This window comes from Caballeronia sp. LjRoot34, from assembly GCF_964253815.1.
Lineage (GTDB): Bacteria > Pseudomonadota > Gammaproteobacteria > Burkholderiales > Burkholderiaceae > Caballeronia.
Window position 1 is genome coordinate 1582487 of the sequence record NZ_CAXUSB020000003.1, and the last position, 21230, is coordinate 1603716.

The following is a 21230-nucleotide window of genomic DNA, read 5'->3' on the forward strand; positions in this document are numbered from 1 at the left end:
TTGCCCATTTTTAAGCGGGGGACCGGAGACCCTGGAAATAACGGGATTCGATCTGTACTCAGTTGGAAACCGTCCAGCGAGGCAAAAAAGCAGCAAGCTATAAGTCACTGACGACGAGATGAGTTTAACCGACCGCAAATTCCGAAAACGGACAAGGGGTTGTCTTTCTCGGACGTGTCTTAGCGCAAACCTGGGTAATCGCATCCCGAATGTGGCAATCGTGAATCGCGGTTACAAGGGCGTACCAATCGACGGCGTGAAGATTCACCGCCCTGGCCTGAAGCCGTGGCATCACGCAGTGATGCCACGGCGCAGCGCGATCGAGTTTGCCATCGGTCGCATGAAGACGAATGACAAACTCGATCGGAACTGGCTCAGAGGTGCCCTTGTCGATGCAATGCCCGCGATACGGTGCGGTGCCGGCCACAGCTTGCGGCTGATCCTCAGGGAACTGGGGCTTTGTTACGCGCTTCATTCCCATCTTCTGGTGAATTCTCTTGAGTGAAAATACCTCCGTCGGATAAACCAGCCGCCAACAAAATCAATTGTTCAGGGCCGACTACCTACGTTTTCGGAGCCGCGAGCGTGAAACTTCGACAATGGTCACTGAAACGATAAATCCCAAAACACAAACGGGGCCCCAAATAGCCGCGAATACTGCATGTCGCCATTGCATAGTTTCCTCCGATTGGTTGAGAGAAGTCTGACGGCGGTAGTACGGGAGGTCTGTGCGGCAGGAAACTTTCGTCATGGGTCGACGGCACTTCCCAATGCACACTAGGACAATCGCGACTTACGCAAGCGCGTGAGCATGCAATTTTCACCACCAGGTCGTAACGCGCCGCCTTCCGACGTTGCTCGGCGGGTAAGCAAGCTCGGTCGCTATCCTTCTATACCGCATCGAAGATGCTTCCGTTTCTGCCGCCCTTAACGTGACGGTTTCGATGGTGAAGTGCAACAGGGGTTTCGAGGTTAGCCTGCTGAAGCAGGAGACGCTCCGAAAAATATTTACTTCGAATGGCCCCATAAGCGCTAAGCGACGTTCAGCCAATTCCCCACAACAAAGCCTGCGGCCCGCGTATACGCGCTAGCTTCCCGTGACTGCGTCGGACGGCCGCCGCTTTGTGCTTCGACACAAGCTCAATCGGTTGATAAATCTTGGGGAAACAGATCAAGCACGAGCTTGTGCGTTGGCGGTTCCGATAGTCGCCATGGTCTGTTTTTTTCGTTGTTCATCACACGTACAGTATGCCTAACTCCCTTCGGGGAAAAGAGACACACGGTGGCCGCTCGGGTTTCGGATGTGTTCATATCGATGCTCGCACAATGTCTGGGATGGCCGCGAGCAATCTCAGGGTGATCGCTTTGACGCATGCTTCCGACTCGGCGTCCGGGCTCGAAGCATCCTCGTTGTTCGATTCTGGTGTCGTGTGCTAACCCCGAGCCAAGAAGCACCGGAGGAGCGTGGGTTATATGTTTGTCTCAGTTTCTGTTTTTAGTATGAGGCGCGTCAACGGCAACGCATAAGGTCTCTATCTCAACCCGTTGACAAATGCACTTATGCGCTTTATGGCACTTAACGGCTGAGTATTCTCTCGTCAAAGCGGTCATCGCGGAGTCTCGGCGTTCGGCTCCGACGCGACAGATGCTGTCCCGAAGGCGAGCATCCGCAGCACGCCCGTATTTCAAACGGGGGCCATCAAGCCAGTGGATGCATGCGCAAGCAGAGGAAGCCGGTACTCGGCCGAACCATGGCCTTCACGCAATCAAACGACCATGGCGCGCCTCAACCACCTCTAGTTGGCTAGCCAGTGCGGATATCAGGCGTATTTGCGCCCCTCACGCACCACCAAATAGCTGGCACCGACGAAAGTCAAAGTCGAATTTCTTTCCTCGTTGACCCAGTTGACATACTTACGTCAACGACGGCATACCGCGTCCGTCCGAACCTCCCCCTCCCCCCTCGAATCCAACGCAACCCCCGCCCCAACCATGTCGACTAAGCGCAAGCCATATGGCGTGAACACGCGGCGAATCTACCGGTTAATTCCGCCAAGCATATGCGCCTAAGAGTCATCTATGAATGTAATTATTGTAATAATTATGCCTAATATTCATATGATCAATGAATTGAAATGACATAAAAAAGTGTCATAACACATTGAAAATAAAAGAAAATATATGATATTTCATATGAAATTCACTTAACTATAAGTAAAACTGACTCCGACAAAACATTGCCCATTTGCGCCACGCGTAATTATTACTTTTTCAGAAATGTATCATGCGCTGCAACAAATAAGAAAACCTATCAACCGCCATTGAGAGCAGTCATGCACACTCAAACGGAGCCATCCCTTTTCCGGGGTACGGTGGCTCAAATCAGACTGAACGATTCACCAGGCCGGAACGGCCAGATAGCCATTGTGTTGTCTGATGGTTTCTCTCTTCTAGACGTCGGTCTCGTAGCCGAGGTATGTCAACAAGCCAACCTGGCGAAGCAAGCCGAGCGTCCGGTAGGGATCGGGTCGTCAGTTGTTTTGCTTTCCGCCCGAGGCGGTTATGTAAAGGATTCTTCATCGGTAGGCATACGCACAGATGCCATCGATGAGCATTTAGGTCTCCGCTTCGATGGTGTCTTCATCATGCTGGGAACCGAGCGCGACATTGCACTAACCGATTCTTCAATGATGGGACCGCTTCGCAAGTTGCTGTCGAATGCAAGCATCGTGGAATGGAACGATCACGCATCCAGATTGGTCGAGGCGACGGGATACCGCCGTCACTCCTCGTTCGGCATAAGCGAGTCCGGCAGCCAATATCAACGTCACTCCATCGCGGCGCAAGAGGGCACACGGTTTGCGCGTCGCGATGTAAGCAGTCCGCTCGCTGCAGCGCTGTCGCTGATTCCGGAAAATTTGAGCATTGAAATTGCGCGGCGGATTACCCGCCATGTGACGTCACCGAACCTGGATTTCCCCCACTTGGAAACGGACGCATCTGACGAGATCGATGCGACGCACCGAGTGCAGAAAGCCGGGCAATGGCTTCGCGAGAACTGCAAGCGTTCTATTTCGATTGCGCAGGCCGCGGAAGTCGCGGGGATGAGCGAGCGCAACTTTCTCCGCCGTTTCAAGGTCGAGACAGGGGTGACGCCATCAGAGTATTTGTTGAATGCGCGCTTCGAGATCACTTGTCACCTCCTCAAAAAGACGACGCTACCGGTCGATAAAATCGCGCGTCGCTGCGGCTTGGGGAGCGGAGAACGGCTTTCGCGTATCTTCCGGCGTCGCATGTCGCTCACGCCGAGTGAGTACCGCGCAGCTCATCGCGGACAGCTCGAGTCGGAATAGAAATCTAAAAGTCTTTGCGCCAGGCGGCGGTCATCGGAACGTAGATGCGCGCGATGATGCGGAGCATTGTCGACCTCCAAATGCTACCCGTCGCCAAACGTATTCTCCTGGTGCACTGCTTGTAAATCCACGCCTGGCGCTTGATGAGGCGCTGGGCTGAGAAGGCTACGAGGACCCTTGTCCCGAACGCTTCCTTGCGCACGCATTCTGAGAAAAAGCGAAGTACACCGAAGACAAATAGCCCCGGAAGCGAACCGATCTGAGCTGCGTCGTGGTCGCAAGTATCTGGTGTCCAATCTGCAACTGACCTGGAGCAACGAGATGGATAGTTTGCTGATATTGACGCTGTTCAAGAAGATGGCCGAAAACCCGGCCTACGGCCAACGTCCGTCGGAAACGGTTGTTTCATTGGCGAGCGTTCTTGCTCGCACGCACGGCATTGTCGGCGATAGCGACTGGGAAGCCATTGCATCTGCGGGCGCGCTACTGTGGCGAGCGCAGAAAGAGGAAATCGAAGCGTCCACGTTCCTCGCCGAACTGATGAGAACGATGAGACGCGGGCATTGAAGCTGTTGGGCCGCGGCGTGGCAGCGGCATATTCATATTTTCTGACCCGCCTGACAAGGCATTTTCTGCGAGGAAGCCGCCAACTAATCAAACATGCAAAGCCGACATGAACGCCGATAAATAGGCGTTGAAATCCTTAGCCACTTCCGGATGGCGCAGCGCGAATTCCACTGTCGCTTTCAAATAACCCAGCTTGCTGCCGCAATCGAAACGCGTGCCGTGATACTTGTACGCCAGCACTTGTTCGTCAGCGAGCAATGACTGGATTGCGTCCGTCAGTTGCAGCTCGCCGCCGGCGCCCGGCTTCAATGCACGGATGTGATCGAAGATGCGCGGTTTCAGCACATATCGCCCGACCACGCCCAGATTCGAAGGCGCAACTTCAGGTTCCGGCTTTTCCACAATGCCCGACAGCTTGAAGATATTGTCTTCCCATTCTTTCCCATCACGCCGGCATTATCACTGCGCTCAGAGAGTGAGTGCCGCTGGACCGAGCAGCGCCGACACCCAACGACGCTTCGTGGCCTATCCTTCCGAGCTCAGCCACTACCGAAATCCTTGCGTGCGCAATTGCGGTAGTCGCTCGCGGAAATTCCCAGGCGGCGCTTGAATATCTTCGCAAGCCGAGTGCCGCTGCGCATTCCACAGCGGCGCGCGACTTTGTCGATAGGCAAGGTTGTTGTTATCAACAACCTGCAAGCAATGTCGAGACGGGTGTGTAACAAATACTCGGACGGCGGCATGCCAGTTTCGGCCTTGAAATGCCGAAGAAATGTACGTTCGCCCATCGACACGCTTTGGGCAATGTCGTCTACCGTGATGGGTCGGGCACAATGTTCTTCTATCCAGCGCGTCGCCTCCTTAATGGTCGATGCGACGTTGGCGTTGGGCAGGTCCCCGAGGAGCGGCTCGAGCCAGCGGCCGGAAAAGGGCATCAGGCGCTCTGCGATGCCTTCGGCTGTTTCATAGTCGAAATCAGATTTAATGAGCGACAGAGCAGTGATAACCGGTGAACCTGCGTTGACGTCGATCACCAGGTCGTTGCCCAGCGCCGGACTGGGCAGCTTGCCTGCCGGCCGTATAGGAATGATCATGCCGCGAGCATTGGGCAGGTTCGCACCTTTGAGCAGGAGCGTGCCGTTCCCCGCCGCCTGCACGACGCGGACCGTCTGGAATACGTGCCTGAGCCATTCTCTTGTCCGGCTATCGCTAGCAGCAATCGACGCGCCTTCTCCGCCCGCAATGAACAGTGCGTCGTATCCGGACGACGAGGCGCCCTCCACCGGACTGGTCTCCATGCTGATGGAGTTTGAACATTGAATCCGGCCGCCCTTGCTTGACAATAAGGATACCGAATAATGAGGCATCTGACCCGACGGCGTTAACGCGACCGAGTTCGCTAGGTCAAAGGACTCGACAATCAAACCGATCTCGACGAAAGAGCAGTTCTCGTAGACCAGGATCGCGATCCGCTTTTTGGTCGCGTGTCCATGCCGTCGGGTTCCTTGCTCGATCGAGACTACCTGTCTCGCGTTCGACCAGGATCTTGCGCCCTCTAAGTTCATCTTTTTCTCGTTTGTGTGTGTGTCCTAAAATCATTCTAGCCAACAATGAAATGTTGCTTTATCAGCTGTCTCAAAAGGGATACGTATTGTCCGAAATGGTTAAGAAGACCTATCTATAATTGAGAAAAATTTATATAAAATTGGTACTAAATATGCTATGAATTTGCCATAAAAAAGTGCCGTGGAGCGCGGTCTACAAAGGCTTGAAGAGGCGTTCAGCGGACTAAACACGTCTTCCTACTTAGATGGTTGGAATTGCATTCCTCAATTGTCTTTCTAATACCAGGAACCCATTTCGCGTCGGTAAATATTATCTTCGACTCGATCAATGGCATTCGTTCCATTTCGAACATTCCCATCAAGATAGTTGCGCCGCTGAATAGGTCCATGCCGCTATGGCGCCGCTTGGGGGCTGAGATCTTCGTGGGCGTTGACTTTATTGAAACGGAACCGAGCGGCGGGACACCGACTGCCATTGCTGTTACATCGTCTCATCTCCTCTCAATGATGCAGCGCGTCGGAACGGACATCTCCGCGGCCGCTCCAGGAAATTTTTATGTGTTCGTCGGCGTCGAGACCTATGCGGATGCATTCACCGAATGTGCATTCACGCTTGGACGTAGATTCGGCGCTGGATCTGTCTTTGCGTTGGACACACGCGGTGAAAACCCGGCTGAGTGTCCGGTCGATAGTGAATGGAACGACCGGCGTTCGCTGGCTTCCCGTGCGACATTGCTTACCTTCGATGTACGCGGCGAAGTCAGGACCGCTAGTCAGACGCCGATGAAAGTCTTAGCCGATCCACGACTCGGTAACGTCTCGACGGCGGCGAGGCAGCGTGCCCGGCGGGCAATGAACGTGTCGGACGGCGACTTCGCGCTGGCTGTCGTCAGCGACGAAACTTCGATGACCGACACCGCTCGCGTGGCCCGGCAAACCGCGCTCATTCTTGCCCTGATGCAAACCCCAAACTCGCGCTTGCTGATCGCCGGCGGGCGAGACAAGGCGGTAGCGCCATGGCTCGCAGATTTGTCGTCGATGTTTCCCGGGCGGACCCGGTTTGCCGGGACGTGTCCTGATGAGAGGGGCGGTATCTACGCAGCCGACCTGTTACTCGTTCCAGGAGGCGAGCGAGGCATTTCGAACTCGCTGTGCTTCGGCGAGAACGCTGGAGGACCGGAGGCCGTCGAGAGGGTGCGTGAACATCGAATCGTCGTGCTCGAAGAGGACGCGAATACGGACGCCGTGGACGACTTCGTTCAGGCGGTGGGTCTTCTGCCTGCGCGAGCAGGCCGCGGCGTTGAATTGCTTCGAGATTCGTTCGTCCAGAGCTTGCGGACAAGGATGCACATGAGGTTCGGTCGAAGTTTGTACCACGCGATAACCCTGGTTCGATAAACGTGCGATATCGATACCGATATCGACATGGCTGGCGCGTTCCACGTTTCGGGCTGGTGGTTCGCGACGGGTTACTCGCTGCCGGGGTTTTGCGGCGTTGCCTGCGGATGTCTGTACATAGTCCAATAGCGGCCGCAGCTAAGGTCTTGCACACCCGCTAGTTCTCTAAAAAGGAAACCATGGATTCGCAGGTCGGCGTGTTCGGCGTTGCGTGGTATATGCGGGAAGACTACGACAGGAGCCGCGCTATGCTGATCGACGGCGATACGTTGCCGCGTTCATACCAGGAGTGGAAGGAGCAGGTTGAACGTTTGCGCGAACGCTTGGTTAGCCAGGGAATCCTCGTGGTTCAGGCGTACATCGACCCGGATGTTTTCCCCGATTGGTGCATCTCCAACGGCTGTCGACCAGACGCACAGGGGCGTGACATATTTGCCGCGAGTATGGCGTGGCGCGTCATGATGGAACAAGGCCGCTGTTTCGACTAGGTGCATAGGTCCGAGGGCTTGAAATGGGCGTAGGGGTGGGGAGAGCGGATCGCGAAGTCAGAACACGGTTTGGAAACGATGTGTTGCCGGATCGGCCCGGTGTTCGACGGAAAATCCAGCAGACATTTAGGATATCAAAATAACTATACGTACTATAGAAAGTCCATTCGAGGGATGCGGCGCTCGAGTTCAGTCGCTGGATGATGACCGTTTTTTGCACGGGTGTTCAATTGAGCACTGACTTTGACGAAAACGCGCCTGATCCTGGCTAGTTTCGGAAGCTCGGCCTTAACCGCAGGGTGGCGGATCCATGCACCGCATCATCAAGCATCTTGACGTCAGCCGAAGGCATTGCCACGATAGATGGCGTCAGTGAAGCCGGCAACGCCGAAGGGCCGCGAAACCCTGCTTCCCAATCATCTGAGGGTAAGGGGTTGTTGTGATTCGTAAGCAAAAGGGGAATATCGCGGAAGCCAGGAGGTCTTACGCCAGGCTCATGGCGGCCGCGAGCAAGACCAGCGATCCGAGGCTTGAGCGCGTTTTCGAACTCGTGCCCCGTGAAGCATTCCTGCCACCCGGCCCGTGGAAGATCATGGTGGACAACGAGTACTTCGACACCCCCAGCGCGGACCCTGTTTATCTGTACCAGAACGCCCTGGTTGCGCTCGATGCAGCCAAGGGAATCAACAACGGCGAGCCGTTCCTTCACGCCGCGTGGCTCGGTTTGGCCGCGCCGCAACGGGGCGACGTGGTGTGCCATATCGGCGCTGGTTCCGGTTATTACACTGCCATTCTTTCCGTGCTCGCGCTGCCCGGCGGCCACGTAGAGGCGTTCGAAATCGAACCGGGCCTGGCTGAGGCCGCGCGCAAGAACTTGCGGGCGTTCGAGGGCGTAACGGTGACGCAAGGCGACGCGACCAAGCTGCCTTTGCCGGCGTCCGATCTGATTTATGTGAACGCAGGCGTCCTGGCGCCGCCGCGTTCGTGGCTTCAGGCGCTGCGTCCGAAAGGCCGCTTGATCTTCCCCTGGCGCCCGTCCGATGAAGTCGGACTAACCCTGCTGATCACACGAACGGACGCGGGTTTTGACGTGGAACCGCTGATGAACGCGTGGTTCATTGCCTGCGTCGGCGGGGCATCGACTGCGGATTTGTTCGTGAAGCCGCCAGACGCCCACGCGGCACGGTCCGTCAGGTCGGCATGGCTTACGTCAGAGCGTGTACCGGACAAGACCGCGGTTGCTGCTTACCAGCACGTCTGGTTCTCTTCGTCGGTCTTGGGTTGACGTATGCAGCTACGCGCACGCCTCAACGCGATGTATACGCGAGCAGGCTGCCATCCTTGAGCACCCGTTCAAGATGCCGCGCGATGTCGGGTGCGCCGGTCATTTCACCGAAGCTTCCACGCGTCATCGGGCCAAAGGCCAGCAGGCCGGGCGACACCTCGCCGTCCACATTCCGGAGTTGACTCCGAAGATCGGTATCGAGTCCGATCCGCACCGCATCCAGCCGCGCGAGCCCACCCTCCAACAGCGATTTCACAAGCGGATTCCGGTCGATATCGCGTGCCGGTCCCGTGCAGAAAACCACCGCATCGAAATCATGCTCTTCATGCGTGCCGCCCGGAAGTCGCAGGCTGGCGCGCAAGTGCTCCGCCACGCGTCTGATCCCCACGATACCCGCCGTGGTCACGCTCATCTGACCGCTCTCGATGGCCCGCTCTATAGCAGCATGAATTTGCGGCGCGATGCGAAAGCGATGCACATCCCAGAACGCCAACAGCCTTTTCACCACCCGGGCTTGTTCGCGTGAAGGCAACGCGTTCCAGATTCGGGGAAGATCGAAACGCAGGGCGTCGGCGGCGGGTTGCCAGCCGATGCGAGCCTCGTCGCGCGCGATCCTTTGTCTGAGCTTGCGCACGAGTTCACGGGCGCTGGCGGGTGGGGCGGCGTTGCCGAGGAAATCGGCGGCATCGGAGAAAAGTCCGTGCGGCTGGGCGCGCAAACCCCGGCGCGAAATTGCCGTGATGGGTCCGGTGTGCTTGCGCTCGATCAACGTGACGGCCACGTCCGCCATCGTCAGGCCGGTGCCGACCAGCAGCACGGAAGCATCCTGCGGGATCGCGCGCAACGCGTCCGTTACCCACGGCTGCGTGATCAGCCGGGGATCGTGAAGCGCTTGTTCGTCGATGACGCCCGGTGGTTTCGAAGGCGTATGGCCAAAACACAGCGCAACGCGATGTGCATCCAGATGCGAACCGTCGTCGAGCGTGACGGTATAACCTGAATCGATCTTGCGCACCCCAGTCGCGGCCGCTCGCCGATGCTTCACGCGCACATGCGAGGCGGCCTCGGCCACGACGTCGTTCAAGGTCGCGGCGACATACTCTCCGTATCGGGCACGCGATACGTAGTAGCTGCCCTGGCCGTCGCTGCTGCCGGCATCGATCAGGTCGTGTGCCTTGAGCCAGCGCGTGGCGTGCGTGGAGTCGCCGGCGAACAGGCTCATCCGGTCGCTCGGTACATTGATCCGATGCAGCGGGTCCGACGTTCCATAGGCGATACCCCGGCCGAGTTCCGTCGACGGTTCCACAATGGTGAAGTCGAGACCGACGTCAACCGGGCAGGCACGAATGGCATGAATGACGAAGGCGACGCCGGTGAAGCCGCCACCGATCACGACGATATTCAACGGGATGTGTCCGGGAGTGTTCAAGAGAGTGCTCATGATGCTGGAGCGTCGAGGATACCTCAGTCAATACTCCGGGTGAACGCTGTGTAAAGCACGAAATTCGCTAAGCTTCTGAGGATTGGTGTGATGAAACCGAGATGGAACTTGATCGGTTGCGAGCCTGGCGGCACTGTCTTCTCAGCAGAAATCGGGCTGAGCGAAGCCCGGTAGTTTGTATTGGATGCCTAAGGATTGGCTCGAAGCTTGGACACCACCTATAGCCGGCCCGACGGTTATCTTGCCGAGTTTGCTACAGGGCCGGTGCTGGCGTGGCAACGCCCCCGCCATCACTTCGCGTGGTCCCGGCGAAACGACGCACCCGTATGCTCATCTGGCAACTTCGCGCCGCGGTTGAACAACTTCTCGCGCAGGGTTCCGTCGGCGTAAGCAGTCTTGTAAACACCGCGCGCCTGCAACTCGGGAATCACGAGGTCGATAAAATCCTCGTAACTTTCGGGCGTTACCGTACGCGTCAGATTAAAACCGTCGACGCCAGCTTCGTCCATCCACGATTCCAGCGCGTCAGCCACTTGCACCGGATCGCCGACGATAGTCGTGTACCGCCCGCCGAGTTTCAACTGATCGAGCAGGCGCCGTACGGTCCAGCCGGATTGTCCGTCCGTCACGCGCTGCACCGACGACTCTATGCCGCGGCTTTTGTGACCGCCCGGTGGTTCGAGTTCGTCGTCGAGACCGATCTTCGAATAATCAATACCGCTGCCCGCCGCAAAGTGCGCCAGTCCCGCTTCGGCGCTCGCGTGGCTCGCGTACTCGGCGAACTTCTCCTCGGCTTCGGCCGTCGTGCGTCCCACCACGACGGTGATACCCATGAACACCTTGAGACCAGCAGGGTCCCGGCCTGCCTCGGCCGCTTGCTTGCGTAGTGCATCGACGAGTTTGCGCGTGCCTTCCTTGCTCTGGCTCGATACGAATACGCACTCGGCATGACGGATCGCGAACGCCTGGCCCCGTCCCGACGAACCCGCCTGGAACAACACAGGCGTGCGCTGCGGCGAGGGCTCGGACAAGTGATAACCCTCGACGTCGTAGTAGCGGCCATGATGGTTGACCTTGTGTATCTTCTGCGGATCGGCGAACACGCGTGCGCTGCGGTCACGCACGACGGCATCGTCTTCCCAACTGCCTTCCCAGAGCTTGTACGTGACGTCGAGGTATTCGTCGGCGCGGTCGTAGCGTTCGTCGTGGGCAATCTGCTCGGTGAGGCCCATCGCGCGCGCGGCGCTGTCGAGATAACCGGTCACGATGTTCCAGCCGATCCGCCCCTCGGTAAGATGATCGAGCGTGGAAAAACGTCGTGCCAGAAGATAGGGAGCTTCGTAAGTGAGGTTCACCGTGACGCCGAAGCCAAGATGTTGCGTGACGGCCGCCATGGCGGAAACCAGCATCAGGGGATCGTTGACGGGTAACTGTATGGATTCCTTCAGCGTCAGGTCAACCGACGCCTGATAAACGTCATACGTCCCCACAATATCCGCAATAAAAAGTCCGTCGAACAACCCGCGTTCAAGCAACTTTGCAAGATTTGTCCAGTATGAAAGCTTTCGGTAATCTTGTGATTGGTCACGCGGATGCGTCCACAAGCCATGATTGATATGGCCGACACAGTTCATGTTGAACGCGTTCAGGAGGATCTTTTTCTTGCTCATGGGAGTGGTGCGCGAAGGACTGGCGGAGGAAGGGGAGCGAACGAAGGCCACAAAAACCGCCTACATAAAGCGGTTTTAGCCGCGTTTCAACGCTAAAGGCAACAAGAATGCTTACACAGCTTCAGTGCGTTGCAAACTATTGAATTCGAATTTGCATTCCATGATGCTGCGATTTATCGCGCTATAGTGCGGCCCGTCGAGCCAAATCGTAGAGGCCATGAGGACCGGACCAGAACCAAACCAGGGACAAACCTGCAACAAATTCGCAAGAAAACGGATTTGCCTCTAGCGTGCGCGTCCGGTAAGGTGACGCTTCCGCCATGCAACTCGCATGGGCAGTGCGTTGTACCCATCTTTGAGAAAACAGAAATGAACAAGCAAGAACTCGTTGACGCCGTGGCGTCCGCCACCGGCACGAGCAAAGCCGCAGCCGCGGAAGCTATCGATGCATTTATCTCTACTGTCACGCAAGCCGTTGTCAGCGGCGACAGCGTTCAGTTCGTCGGTTTCGGCACCTTCAGCACCGGCGCACGCGCCGCGCGCACGGGCCGTAATCCGAAGACGGGCGACACCATCCAGATCGCTGCTGCAAAGACGGTCAAGTTCACGGCCGGTAAAGCGTTCAAAGATCTCGTCAATCAGTAAGAATGACGGATGCGTCCTTGCAGCGTTTCCGGGCAAGGACGTGGTCGAGCGGCGCCCGGCCCCGCCGGACGAATGCGCCGTATCGATCCAATCGTTGATTCAGCGTCAGGAAGTGCGCGTGTTTCCAAGCACACCGCGCGCCGCCAGGTTGCTATAAAGCGCACGTACCCCGAACGTCCAGGGCGTAATTTCCGTCGATAAACGCACGGTGTTCACGATCGCGCCCAGCGATGGCGTAGAGATCGTCACCACGTCGCCCAGATGATGCGTGAAGCCGCCACCGGGCGTGTCGCGGTCCTTGATCGGCGAGAACATCGTGCCGAGAAACAACATGAAGCCGTCCGGATACTGGTGATGCGCGCCATGCGTCTGCGCAACCAGATCGGCCGGATCGCGGCTGATCTCGCGCATGTGGCTGATGCCGTCCAGCACAAAACCATCGTCCGCGCCTTCAATGCGCAGCGACACGCTCGCCTCGCGCACGGTATCGAGCGTAAACGCGCCGTCAAACAGACGCACGAACGGACCGATCGAACAGGAACCGTTGTTGTCCTTAGCCTTGCCGAGCAGCAAAGCGGAGCGGCCTTCAATGTCGCGCAGGTTCACGTCGTTGCCGAGCGTCGCACCCACGATTGTGCCCGCGCTGTTGACAGCCAGCACGATTTCCGGCTCGGGATTGTTCCACTTTGAAGTCGGATACAAACCCACGTCCGCACCGAATCCAACCGAGGACATGGGTTGCGATTTGGAAAATACTTCGGCGTCCGGACCAATTCCGACTTCCATGTATTGCGACCACGCTCCGCGCCGCTCGAGTTCGGCCTTCAGTTTTTCCGCCGCTTCAGAGCCGGGTTTTATCTTCGATAAATCCGCACCGATCAACTCGTTGATCATCGAGCGGGTTTCCTGCGCCTTGCTGGCATCGCCGCCCGCGTGTTCCTCGATCACGCGTTCGAGCAGGCTCACCGCGAAAGTCACGCCGCACGCCTTGACCGCTTGCACGTCGCACGGTGCGAGCAAATGCATTGCATGGGTGGATGAATCGAGCGACGCGCTTATCAGCGCGTTGACGGACCCTAGCGATTCGCCTGAAGCGTGGCGTGCGATTTCTAACGCATCGTCGCGATCGAAAAGATCGGCGGTGGTGGCGACCGTTGATGTGATATCGAATACTTCGCCGCGCCGCACGACGATCACCGACGGCCCGTCTATGGGCGCGGGCCGCCAGACGCGGCCGATCAGCAGCGCGTCGTCAAGGTCGGAGGGGAGGTAAGCGTGAGGCATGTTGTCTGTCTCCAGAAAGTTTCCAGAAGGATGATGGCCAGGCGTCGGTGCGCCTTAGTGGTTGTGGCGCGATTCGCCGCGCGTCTCGACGATGTTCAGGTACAGCGTGGCCGGTTCGAGGCAAGCGCCGCTACCTTGCTGCCCGACCATGCTCCGGTAGATTTCTTCCCACGGCGTCATGTTCTTCAGCACGGGCGGCTTCCAGGCCGCGCGGCGTTCGGCAAGTTCAGCCTCGGGGATCATCAGGTCGACCTTGCGCGTCTTCAGGTCGATGCGAATCCTGTCGCCCGAAACCAGCAACGCAAGGCCGCCGCCAACGGCCGCTTCCGGCGATACATTGAGAATGGACGGACTCGCCGACGTACCGCTCTGACGGCCGTCGCCGAGCGTAGGCAGGGTGTCGATACCGCGTTTGAGCAGAGCCGCCGGCGGCTGCATGTTGACCACTTCCGCGCCACCTGGAAAGCCGACTGGACCGCAGTTACGGATCACCAGAATCGAACGTTCATCGACGCCGGTTTCCGGGTCTTCAATGCGCGCGTGATAATCCTCAGGGCCTTCGAACACGACCACTTTACCCTCGAAGACGTCGGGATGATCCGGGTCGGCGAGGAAGCGCTTGCGGAACGCCTCGTCGATCACGCTGACCTTCATGACGGCGCTGTCGAAGAGGTTGCCTGACAGCACGACGTAGCCGGCTGACTCCTTCAGCGGGTTCGCGTACGCACGAATCACCTCGCGATCGGGCGCGGGCACAGCGGCGAGATCTTCGGCCAGCGTGCGCCCCGTCACCGTGCGCACGGCGCCGTTGAGCCTGCCCGCATCCAGCAGTTCCTTCATCACGGCCGGCACGCCGCCGGCCCGATGAAACGCTTCGCCGAGGAAACGTCCGGCGGGCTGGCAGTCCACCAATAATGGCACCTCGGGACCGAGCCGCTGCCAGTCTTCCAGCGTGTGATCGACACCCATGTGACGCGCGATGGCGATCATGTGAATCGGACAATTCGATGAAGCGCCGAGCGCGGCCGCCGCGACCACGGCGTTCTCGAATGCGCCCTTGGTCATGACGTCCGACGGACGCAGATTCTCCGCCACCATGCCGACGATACGCTTACCAGTTGCATACGCCATCCATCCACGCTCACGATGCGGCCCGGGAATCGCCGCGCAACCGGGCAGCGACATGCCGAGCGCTTCAGCAAGCGAGTTCATGGAGAGCGCCGTGCCCATCGTGTTGCAATGCCCGACCGAGGGCGCGGAAGAAGCCACCATGTCCATGAAACCGGGGTAGTCGATCTCGCCTGCGGACAAGCGCTTGCGAGCGTCCCAGATCACCGTCCCGGAGCCGGCAAGCTTGCCGTGATACCAGCCGTCTAGCATCGGTCCGCCCGACAGCACAATGGCGGGAATGTTGACCGTAGCGGCGGCCATCAGGCACGCGGGCGTGGTCTTGTCGCAGCCGGTGGTGAGGACCACGCCGTCGATCGGATACCCGTGCAGGATTTCAACGAGACCGAGATAAGCGAGGTTGCGATCGAGCGCGGCGGTGGGGCGCTTGCCTGTTTCCTGGATCGGATGCACAGGGAATTCGAGCGGAATGCCGCCTGCGTCGCGGATGCCGTCGCGTACGCGGCTCGCAAGCTCGATGTGATGACGGTTGCAGGGGGCGAGATCCGAACCCGTCTGCGCGATGCCGATGATCGGCTTGCCCGACTGCAGCTCTTCGCGCGTGATCCCGTAGTTCATGTAGCGCTCGAGATAGAGCGCGGTCATGCCGGGGTCGGCGGGATCGTCGAACCAGCGGCGGCTGCGCAGACGCGGTGTGGCGGTGTCGTTTGTGTCGTTTGTATGGGTGGGGTTGGACGGGTTCATAAGCGTGAATGTCTCAGGTTTGTTTTGTAGGGGGGCGGCTGGGCGGCTTAGCGGGTGTATTGAGTGTATCGAGTGTATTGCGTGTATTCGGTGAGCAGCGGTTCGCCGTTGAAGAGCGCTTGTAGATTGTCTCGAACGAGGCTGGCCATTGCCGTACGGGTTTCTACTGTCGCGCTGGATCTGTGCGGTTGCAGCATGACGTTATCGCGTTCGGCGAAGCACGGATCAATCGATGGTTCATTCCAGAATACATTGCGTGCCGCGCCGCCGAAGCGATGGTCGCACAGATGTTGCAAGAGCGCAGGTTCGTCGCTGACGCTGCAGCGAGCGATGTTGAGCAGCATGCCGCATGCGCGAATGGACCCGAAGATTTTCCCGCCGATGCTTGCTTGGTTCGGCTGGGGTGAACCTGACAAAACAGGCGGATGTCATGTCGTTCCAATTGACGCATGTCATCTTCTGAATACCGGTCGACCACCCGTAAATCCGGCTTGCGCACGTTGTTTCCTCATGCTAAATTGGTTTTCATTTGTTACCGGTAACAGTATCAAAAGCATACCGGGATGTCCAGAATAAAAGAGACACGACAGAGCGGGTACCGCCGACGTCATGACAAACGCGGCATGGCCAACGCGAACCAACGCGAACCAACGCGAGGCCCGCGCGAACACTACGAATTTTTATCTGCTGCGCGGCGGTTCGGAACCCGCGCGGCTTTAGAACGTAGATGCATAAAGAGGCGTAAGCCAATAATCAGGAGACAGAATTGAATTCTCAGCCGTCAACCCTCGCAGGCGATCCAAGGCCATCGGGCAACGAGCATGCCGATATCGCGTCCACACCCGTTTCAGCCCGGCAGTTGCAACGGGCAACGCTTACGGGTGCCGTGGGAAGTGCACTTGAATACTATGACTTTGCGATTTACGGCCTCGCGTCCGCGCTTGTGTTCGGCCATATCTTTTTTCCATCGCTGGGCGCGACCGCCGGTTTGATGGCGAGCTTCGCGACCTATGGCGCGGGTTTCCTCGCGCGCCCGTTCGGCGGCCTGTTCTTTGGTTCGATCGGTGACCGGAAAGGGCGCAAGTTCGTGCTGCTTGCGACTATTGCCATCATGGGTGCATCGACTACGCTGATCGGCTGTTTGCCTGCCGGTTCATGGGGTGCGGTATTGCTGGTGCTGTTGCGGCTTGCGCAAGGTTTCGGCGCGGGGGCGGAACAGGCCGGCGCCTCGACGCTGATGGCTGAAGTTTCGCCTGTCAAGCGGCGCGGTTTCTTCGCGGCGTTGCCGTTCGTCGGCGTGTTCGCCGGGCTGGCGCTTGCAACGTTCACGTTCAGCGCCATGCAAAAGCTGCTCGGCGACGAAGCCATGCTTTCATGGGGATGGCGCGTGCCGTTTCTCGGAAGCGTCGTATTGATCGGCGTTGCAATCTGGATTCGCCTGCGCCTGCGTGAAAGTCCGGTGTTCGCGAAGCTGGAAGCATCGCGCGAAGTGATCCGCTCGCCGATGAAAACCGTGATAGCCACGGCGCGCCGTCCCTTGCTTGCGGCGACGCTGATGCGTTTTGCGGAGCAGGGCGGTTCGACGATCTACAACACGATCGTGATTGCGTTCCTCGGCGGTTTTGTCGCAACGAAGATTGGCGTGCCGCGAGGCGAACTCGCTGCGATCGGTACGACGGGGGCGTTGATTGCGAGCATCGTCAGTATTGTCACCACGCCGCTGTTCGGTGCGCTATCAGACCGGATCGGACGCCTGAGGGTTTATCGTGGCGGCGCGATCTTCCTGCTGATCTGGTCGGTGCCTTCATGGTGGATGATCAGCACGGGCAATCCGGTCTGGGTCACTGTTTCGATGGTGGGTGGTCTGGCGTTTGGCGCCAACAGCATGCTGGGTGCGCAGTGCGCCCACTTTACCGAGCTCTTCGGCAACCGCTATCGCTATTCGGGCGTCGCGCTGGCCCGCGAACTGGGCGCGGTTTTATCAGGCGGCATTGCACCGTTGCTCGGTGTCTATCTGATTGGTTTGTCGGGCGGCGCGTTCTGGGTGATGGGCGTGTATATGGCGGTGCTGTGCGTATTGACGCTTGTCGGTACGTTCCTTTCGACGGAGACGCGCGAGCGCGACCTAACCTTGCTTAACGACGCCGTGGGCAAGGGCAGTTAGCGCATCCAGGCGGCCCCGCGGCTTAATCCGTGCCGGCTCGCGCGGTATGATATCGGGCGTTATTCAACGAGACCAGGCGAGTCAATGTCAGAGTTCATGCCGACGATGGCGGATGTCGCGCGCGAGGCCGGTGTGTCGAAGATGACGGTGTCGCGCGTGCTGGCCGACCGCGATGTATCCGTAGCCATGCGCGAGCGCGTGCTCGCGGTGATCAAGAAACTGGGCTATGTGCCCGATGCATCGGCGGGAACGCTGTCGTCCGGGCGTTCGCCGTTTATCGTGGCGCTGGTGCCGTCCATGTCGAGTTCGAACTTCGCGGACACTGTCCACAGCCTGAACGCGACAGTGACCGCGCATGGCCTGCAACTTCTTCTTGGTGACACCGACTACGACCCGAAGCAGGAAGAACAACTGCTGCGCGTGATGCTCGCGCACCGGCCGGAAGGCGTGATGTTGACCGGATCGTTTCACACCGTTGCCACCCGCGCGATGCTCAAGCGTTCGAAGGTTCCGGTCGTCGAAACATGGGATGTGCCGCGCACGCCGATCCAGCAGGCGGTGGGGTTTTCCAATGTCGATGCCGCTTGCGAAATGATGCGGCATCTTCATGGGCGGGGGTATCGTCGGATCGGGTTTATCGGCGGTGCGACCGGGCTTGACCGTCGCGGCCTGGACCGGCAAGCGGGGTATCGGCAGGGCTTGCGATTGTTCGGGCTCGGTGAGGCGAGGGTGATCGCGCATGGCGCTTCCCCCGTGACCATGAGCCACGGCGGCGAGGCGTTCTCGCGGTTGCTGGATGCATGGCCGGATACTGACGCTGTGATGTGCGTGAGCGATATGTCGGCGTTCGGCGCGCTGATGGAATGCCACCGGCGCGGGATTTCGGTTCCCATTCAGATGGCGGTGGCCGGGTTCGGAGACTTCGAAGTGTCGCGATATTGCTATCCGAGTATTTCGACGGTGGCGGTCGATCCCTACGCGATCGGGCGCATCGCGGGCGAGATGTTATTGGCTGGGGCGGCTGCTCGCAAGAACGGGTTGGAAGGGCTTTCGGAGAAACGGCGAGTGGAGTTTCAGGTGGTCGCGAGGGAGAGTACCTGAGGCCGAATTAATATCGGTCTGGCGGCAGGGTGCGAACGGAAGCCGGCTTACCTCGGCGACGTCAGGATCTTTCCCATTCACTCGCCAAAAGTTTTCATATAACATGCAAACCGGATAACCTGAAACAAACGGCTGAAGCCCGGAGCCCCGTGACAAAAGCCCTAACCCTGACTCAGCAAGTCGCCCAGCAAATGACTGGCGACATTCGCGATGGGATTTACCCGGTAGGCACCAAGCTCCCGTCCGGCAAGGATCTGGCGGTGCGCTTCGGCGTCAGCCAGTCCGTCATCCGCGAAGTGACGGAGCGCTTGCGCTCGAATGGGCTGATCGACAGCCGGCAGGGCGCGGGTTGTACGGTGAAGGCGCGCACGGAAACGGGCGGTTTCCGCGTCCCTCACGCGGTCGGCGCGGACCGGGCGGACCTCGCTGACGTCTATGAGCTGCGGCTCGATCTGGAAGGCGCAGCAGCGGCGCTGGCTGCCGTGCGGCGGACTGACGCCGACATTGACGCGCTGGCGGCCATTCTCAAATCGCTCGCCGACAACCTCTACACCCCGGACCACGCGGTGGAGCTGGACATTGCGTTCCACGTCGCGATTGCCGATGCCACCCACAACCGCTACTACGTCGATCTGCTCCAGTACCTCAACTTGCAGATCCGCCAGGCGGTGCAGACGGCTCGTACGCATTCGCTCGCGCGTCAGCGTCTGCCCGATGAAGTGCATCGCGAACACGTGCGCGTATTCGACGCGATCCGCGCCGGTGATCCTGTGGCCGCGCGCATCGCGGCGACCTCGCATTTGCAGAACGCGGCCGCTCGCCTGAACCTCACGATCCGCGGACGTGACGCACTCAACAGCGCCGCCACCCCAAGTCCACTGACGAACGAATAAATGACCGACTCCTCTTTCCCCCAACGTCTGATCGACAAGCTCGGACCCGACGCCGTTATCACGGCCGCCGACGACATCGCACCGTGGCTGTCGGACTGGCGCGGCATGTACACCGGCCACGCACAAGCGGTCGTGCGCCCGTCGAGCACGGAAGAGGTTGCCGCGGCCCTCGCGCTCTGCTCGGACGCTCGCGTCCCGGTCGTACCGCGCGGTGGCAACACGGGCCTGTGCGGTGGCGCCACGCCCGATGCCAGTCCTGTGAACGTGATCCTGAGCCTGGACCGGATGCATGCTGTTCGCAGTATCGATACGATCGGCAACACGATGGTCGCGGAAGCCGGCTGTATTCTCGGCAACCTGCGGCGAGTCGCAGCCGACGAACACCGCCTGCTGCCGCTCAGTCTCGCCGCCGAGGACTCGTGCCAGTTGGGCGGCAATTTGTCGACGAACGCGGGCGGCGTCAATGTCGTGCGCTATGGCATGACGCGGGAACTGGTGCTCGGACTCGAAGCGGTCCTGCCGAACGGCGAGATCTTTCACGGCCTGCGCACGCTGCGCAAGGACAACACCGGTTATGACCTGAAGCAGTTGCTGATCGGCGCGGAAGGGACGCTCGGCGTCATTACCGCCGCGGCATTGCGGCTCTATCCGCGCAACGACGTGCGCGTGGTTGTGCTGGCGGCCGTGAATTCGTCGCAGCAGGCGCTGGATCTTTTCGAACTTTTGTTCGAACGTGGCGGCCCGCGCATGCAGGCGTTCGAATTCTTCACCGCCGAATGCCTGGACATGGTGCTTGAACAAGTCGATGGCATGCGCGCGCCGTTCGCCGAGCGTCATCCGGCTTACGTGCTGATCGAACTCGCCGATACCGTCGATGAAGCCGCGTTGCGCGAGCTTGTGGAAACGGTCATTGGCGAGGCGCTCGAACGCGAGTTATGTATTGATGCTGCGGTATCCGAATCAATTTCGCAGGTGAACAGCATGTGGCGGCTTCGCGAGGAAATCTCCGAAGCGCAGCGCGCCGATGGTCCGCATGTGAAGCATGACGTCTCGCTGCCGATTGCTTCCATTCCCGCGTTTCTTGCCTCGGCGGGCGAGCGCATCGACAAGCATCACGCCGGCGTGCGCCTGATCGTGTTCGGTCATTTCGGCGATGGCAATCTTCATTACAATCTCTCGCGTCCGGTAGGCGCGCCGCGCGATTTCTTCAAGCTTCATGGCGACGGATTGACGGCAGAAGTGCTGGACGAAGTGGCACGTTATGGCGGCAGCATCAGCGCGGAACATGGCATCGGACAACTCAAGCGCGAGTATTTCAGCCGCTATAAAGACCCGCTGGAAATCCGGCTCATGCGCGAGATTCGAAAGGTATTCGATCCTCACGGCATCATGAATCCGGGCAAGATTTTCTGACAAGAACATGGGCGCTCGCTGGTTATCGCGAGCGCCTGCCAAACGCATTGATACGATAAAAAACGTCCCGCCCTGCAACGTGGCGACGACC

16 protein-coding genes and 2 pseudogenes are annotated in these 21230 nt (G+C 59.0%); 11 read left to right on the forward strand and 7 right to left on the reverse strand.

The annotated features are described in order from the left end of the window. Window positions 1-211: 211 nt before the first annotated feature. From ACSQ36_RS37990 to ACSQ36_RS38000, 3 genes and pseudogenes are all read left to right on the forward strand, one after another. Window positions 212-505, forward strand: a pseudogene (locus ACSQ36_RS37990) (IS5/IS1182 family transposase); the annotation flags it as partial. A gap of 1732 nt (window positions 506-2237) precedes the next feature. Then, on the forward strand, window positions 2238-3353 hold the full coding sequence (locus ACSQ36_RS37995) for a helix-turn-helix domain-containing protein (protein ID WP_436186091.1): 1116 nt from the start codon (window positions 2238-2240) through the stop codon (window positions 3351-3353). Window positions 3354-3674: 321 nt separating this feature from the next. Then, the gene (locus tag ACSQ36_RS38000) at window positions 3675-3920 is read left to right on the forward strand and encodes a hypothetical protein (protein ID WP_213765995.1); all 246 of its coding nucleotides are present in this window, start codon (window positions 3675-3677) and stop codon (window positions 3918-3920) included. An 87-nt stretch (window positions 3921-4007) separates the two neighbouring features. Here the strand turns inward: ACSQ36_RS38000 and ACSQ36_RS38005 are convergent. Both ACSQ36_RS38005 and ACSQ36_RS38010 read right to left on the reverse strand, forming a co-directional pair. Next, window positions 4008-4367 (reverse strand): annotated as a pseudogene (locus ACSQ36_RS38005) (sugar phosphate nucleotidyltransferase); the annotation flags it as partial. A gap of 92 nt (window positions 4368-4459) precedes the next feature. Next, window positions 4460-5485, reverse strand: coding sequence for a GlxA family transcriptional regulator (locus ACSQ36_RS38010; RefSeq protein WP_436186092.1), 1026 nt, complete (start codon window positions 5483-5485; stop codon window positions 4460-4462). 423 nt (window positions 5486-5908) lie between these two features. On the opposite strand from ACSQ36_RS38010, the gene ACSQ36_RS38015 reads away from it, so the two are divergent. From ACSQ36_RS38015 to ACSQ36_RS38025, 3 genes are all read left to right on the forward strand, one after another. After that, window positions 5909-6883 carry a hypothetical protein gene (locus ACSQ36_RS38015; RefSeq protein WP_436186093.1) on the forward strand — a complete coding sequence of 325 codons (975 nt, stop codon included), beginning with the start codon at window positions 5909-5911 and terminating at the stop codon, window positions 6881-6883. A gap of 179 nt (window positions 6884-7062) precedes the next feature. Continuing rightward, a complete protein-coding gene (locus tag ACSQ36_RS38020) occupies window positions 7063-7371 on the forward strand; it encodes a hypothetical protein (RefSeq protein ID WP_213765999.1) in 309 nt (102 codons plus the stop codon). Between the two features lie 439 nt (window positions 7372-7810). Then, window positions 7811-8656 carry a protein-L-isoaspartate O-methyltransferase family protein gene (locus ACSQ36_RS38025; protein WP_436186094.1) on the forward strand — a complete coding sequence of 282 codons (846 nt, stop codon included), beginning with the start codon at window positions 7811-7813 and terminating at the stop codon, window positions 8654-8656. A gap of 22 nt (window positions 8657-8678) precedes the next feature. On the opposite strand, the gene ACSQ36_RS38030 is transcribed toward ACSQ36_RS38025, so the two are convergent. Both ACSQ36_RS38030 and ACSQ36_RS38035 read right to left on the reverse strand, forming a co-directional pair. Further along, window positions 8679-10085, reverse strand: coding sequence for an FAD/NAD(P)-binding protein (locus ACSQ36_RS38030; protein WP_436186095.1), 1407 nt, complete (start codon window positions 10083-10085; stop codon window positions 8679-8681). A gap of 302 nt (window positions 10086-10387) precedes the next feature. After that, a complete protein-coding gene (locus tag ACSQ36_RS38035) occupies window positions 10388-11767 on the reverse strand; it encodes an LLM class flavin-dependent oxidoreductase (protein WP_213766002.1) in 1380 nt (459 codons plus the stop codon). A gap of 306 nt (window positions 11768-12073) precedes the next feature. Between ACSQ36_RS38035 and ACSQ36_RS38040 the strand changes: the two genes are divergently transcribed. Continuing rightward, the gene (locus ACSQ36_RS38040; RefSeq protein ID WP_301952118.1) at window positions 12074-12412 is read left to right on the forward strand and encodes an HU family DNA-binding protein; all 339 of its coding nucleotides are present in this window, start codon (window positions 12074-12076) and stop codon (window positions 12410-12412) included. A gap of 105 nt (window positions 12413-12517) precedes the next feature. Here ACSQ36_RS38040 and ACSQ36_RS38045 read toward each other — a convergent pair whose 3' ends face one another. Genes ACSQ36_RS38045 through ACSQ36_RS38055 form a run of 3 tightly spaced genes read right to left on the reverse strand, consistent with a single transcriptional unit; the run spans window position 12518 to window position 15984 of the window. Next, window positions 12518-13696: a fumarylacetoacetate hydrolase family protein gene (locus tag ACSQ36_RS38045; RefSeq protein ID WP_436186096.1), complete on the reverse strand. Its 1179-nt coding sequence runs from the start codon at window positions 13694-13696 to the stop codon at window positions 12518-12520. Window positions 13697-13750: 54 nt separating this feature from the next. Further along, on the reverse strand, window positions 13751-15568 hold the full coding sequence (locus tag ACSQ36_RS38050; RefSeq protein ID WP_213766004.1) for an IlvD/Edd family dehydratase: 1818 nt from the start codon (window positions 15566-15568) through the stop codon (window positions 13751-13753). Window positions 15569-15615: 47 nt separating this feature from the next. Beyond that, window positions 15616-15984, reverse strand: coding sequence for an NAD(P)-dependent oxidoreductase (locus ACSQ36_RS38055; protein ID WP_436186097.1), 369 nt, complete (start codon window positions 15982-15984; stop codon window positions 15616-15618). Window positions 15985-16334: 350 nt separating this feature from the next. Between ACSQ36_RS38055 and ACSQ36_RS38060 the strand changes: the two genes are divergently transcribed. The 4 genes from ACSQ36_RS38060 (at window position 16335) to ACSQ36_RS38075 (ending at window position 21139) form a co-directional block, all read left to right on the forward strand. After that, window positions 16335-17732, forward strand: coding sequence for an MFS transporter (locus ACSQ36_RS38060; protein WP_436186098.1), 1398 nt, complete (start codon window positions 16335-16337; stop codon window positions 17730-17732). A gap of 105 nt (window positions 17733-17837) precedes the next feature. Then, the gene (locus ACSQ36_RS38065; protein WP_213766036.1) at window positions 17838-18833 is read left to right on the forward strand and encodes a LacI family DNA-binding transcriptional regulator; all 996 of its coding nucleotides are present in this window, start codon (window positions 17838-17840) and stop codon (window positions 18831-18833) included. A 149-nt stretch (window positions 18834-18982) separates the two neighbouring features. Then, entirely contained in the window at window positions 18983-19726 is a 744-nt protein-coding gene (locus tag ACSQ36_RS38070) for a FadR/GntR family transcriptional regulator (protein ID WP_346730554.1), read from the forward strand. Next, on the forward strand, window positions 19727-21139 hold the full coding sequence (locus tag ACSQ36_RS38075) for an FAD-binding oxidoreductase (protein ID WP_436186099.1): 1413 nt from the start codon (window positions 19727-19729) through the stop codon (window positions 21137-21139). The last annotated feature ends 91 nt before the right edge of the window (window positions 21140-21230 follow it).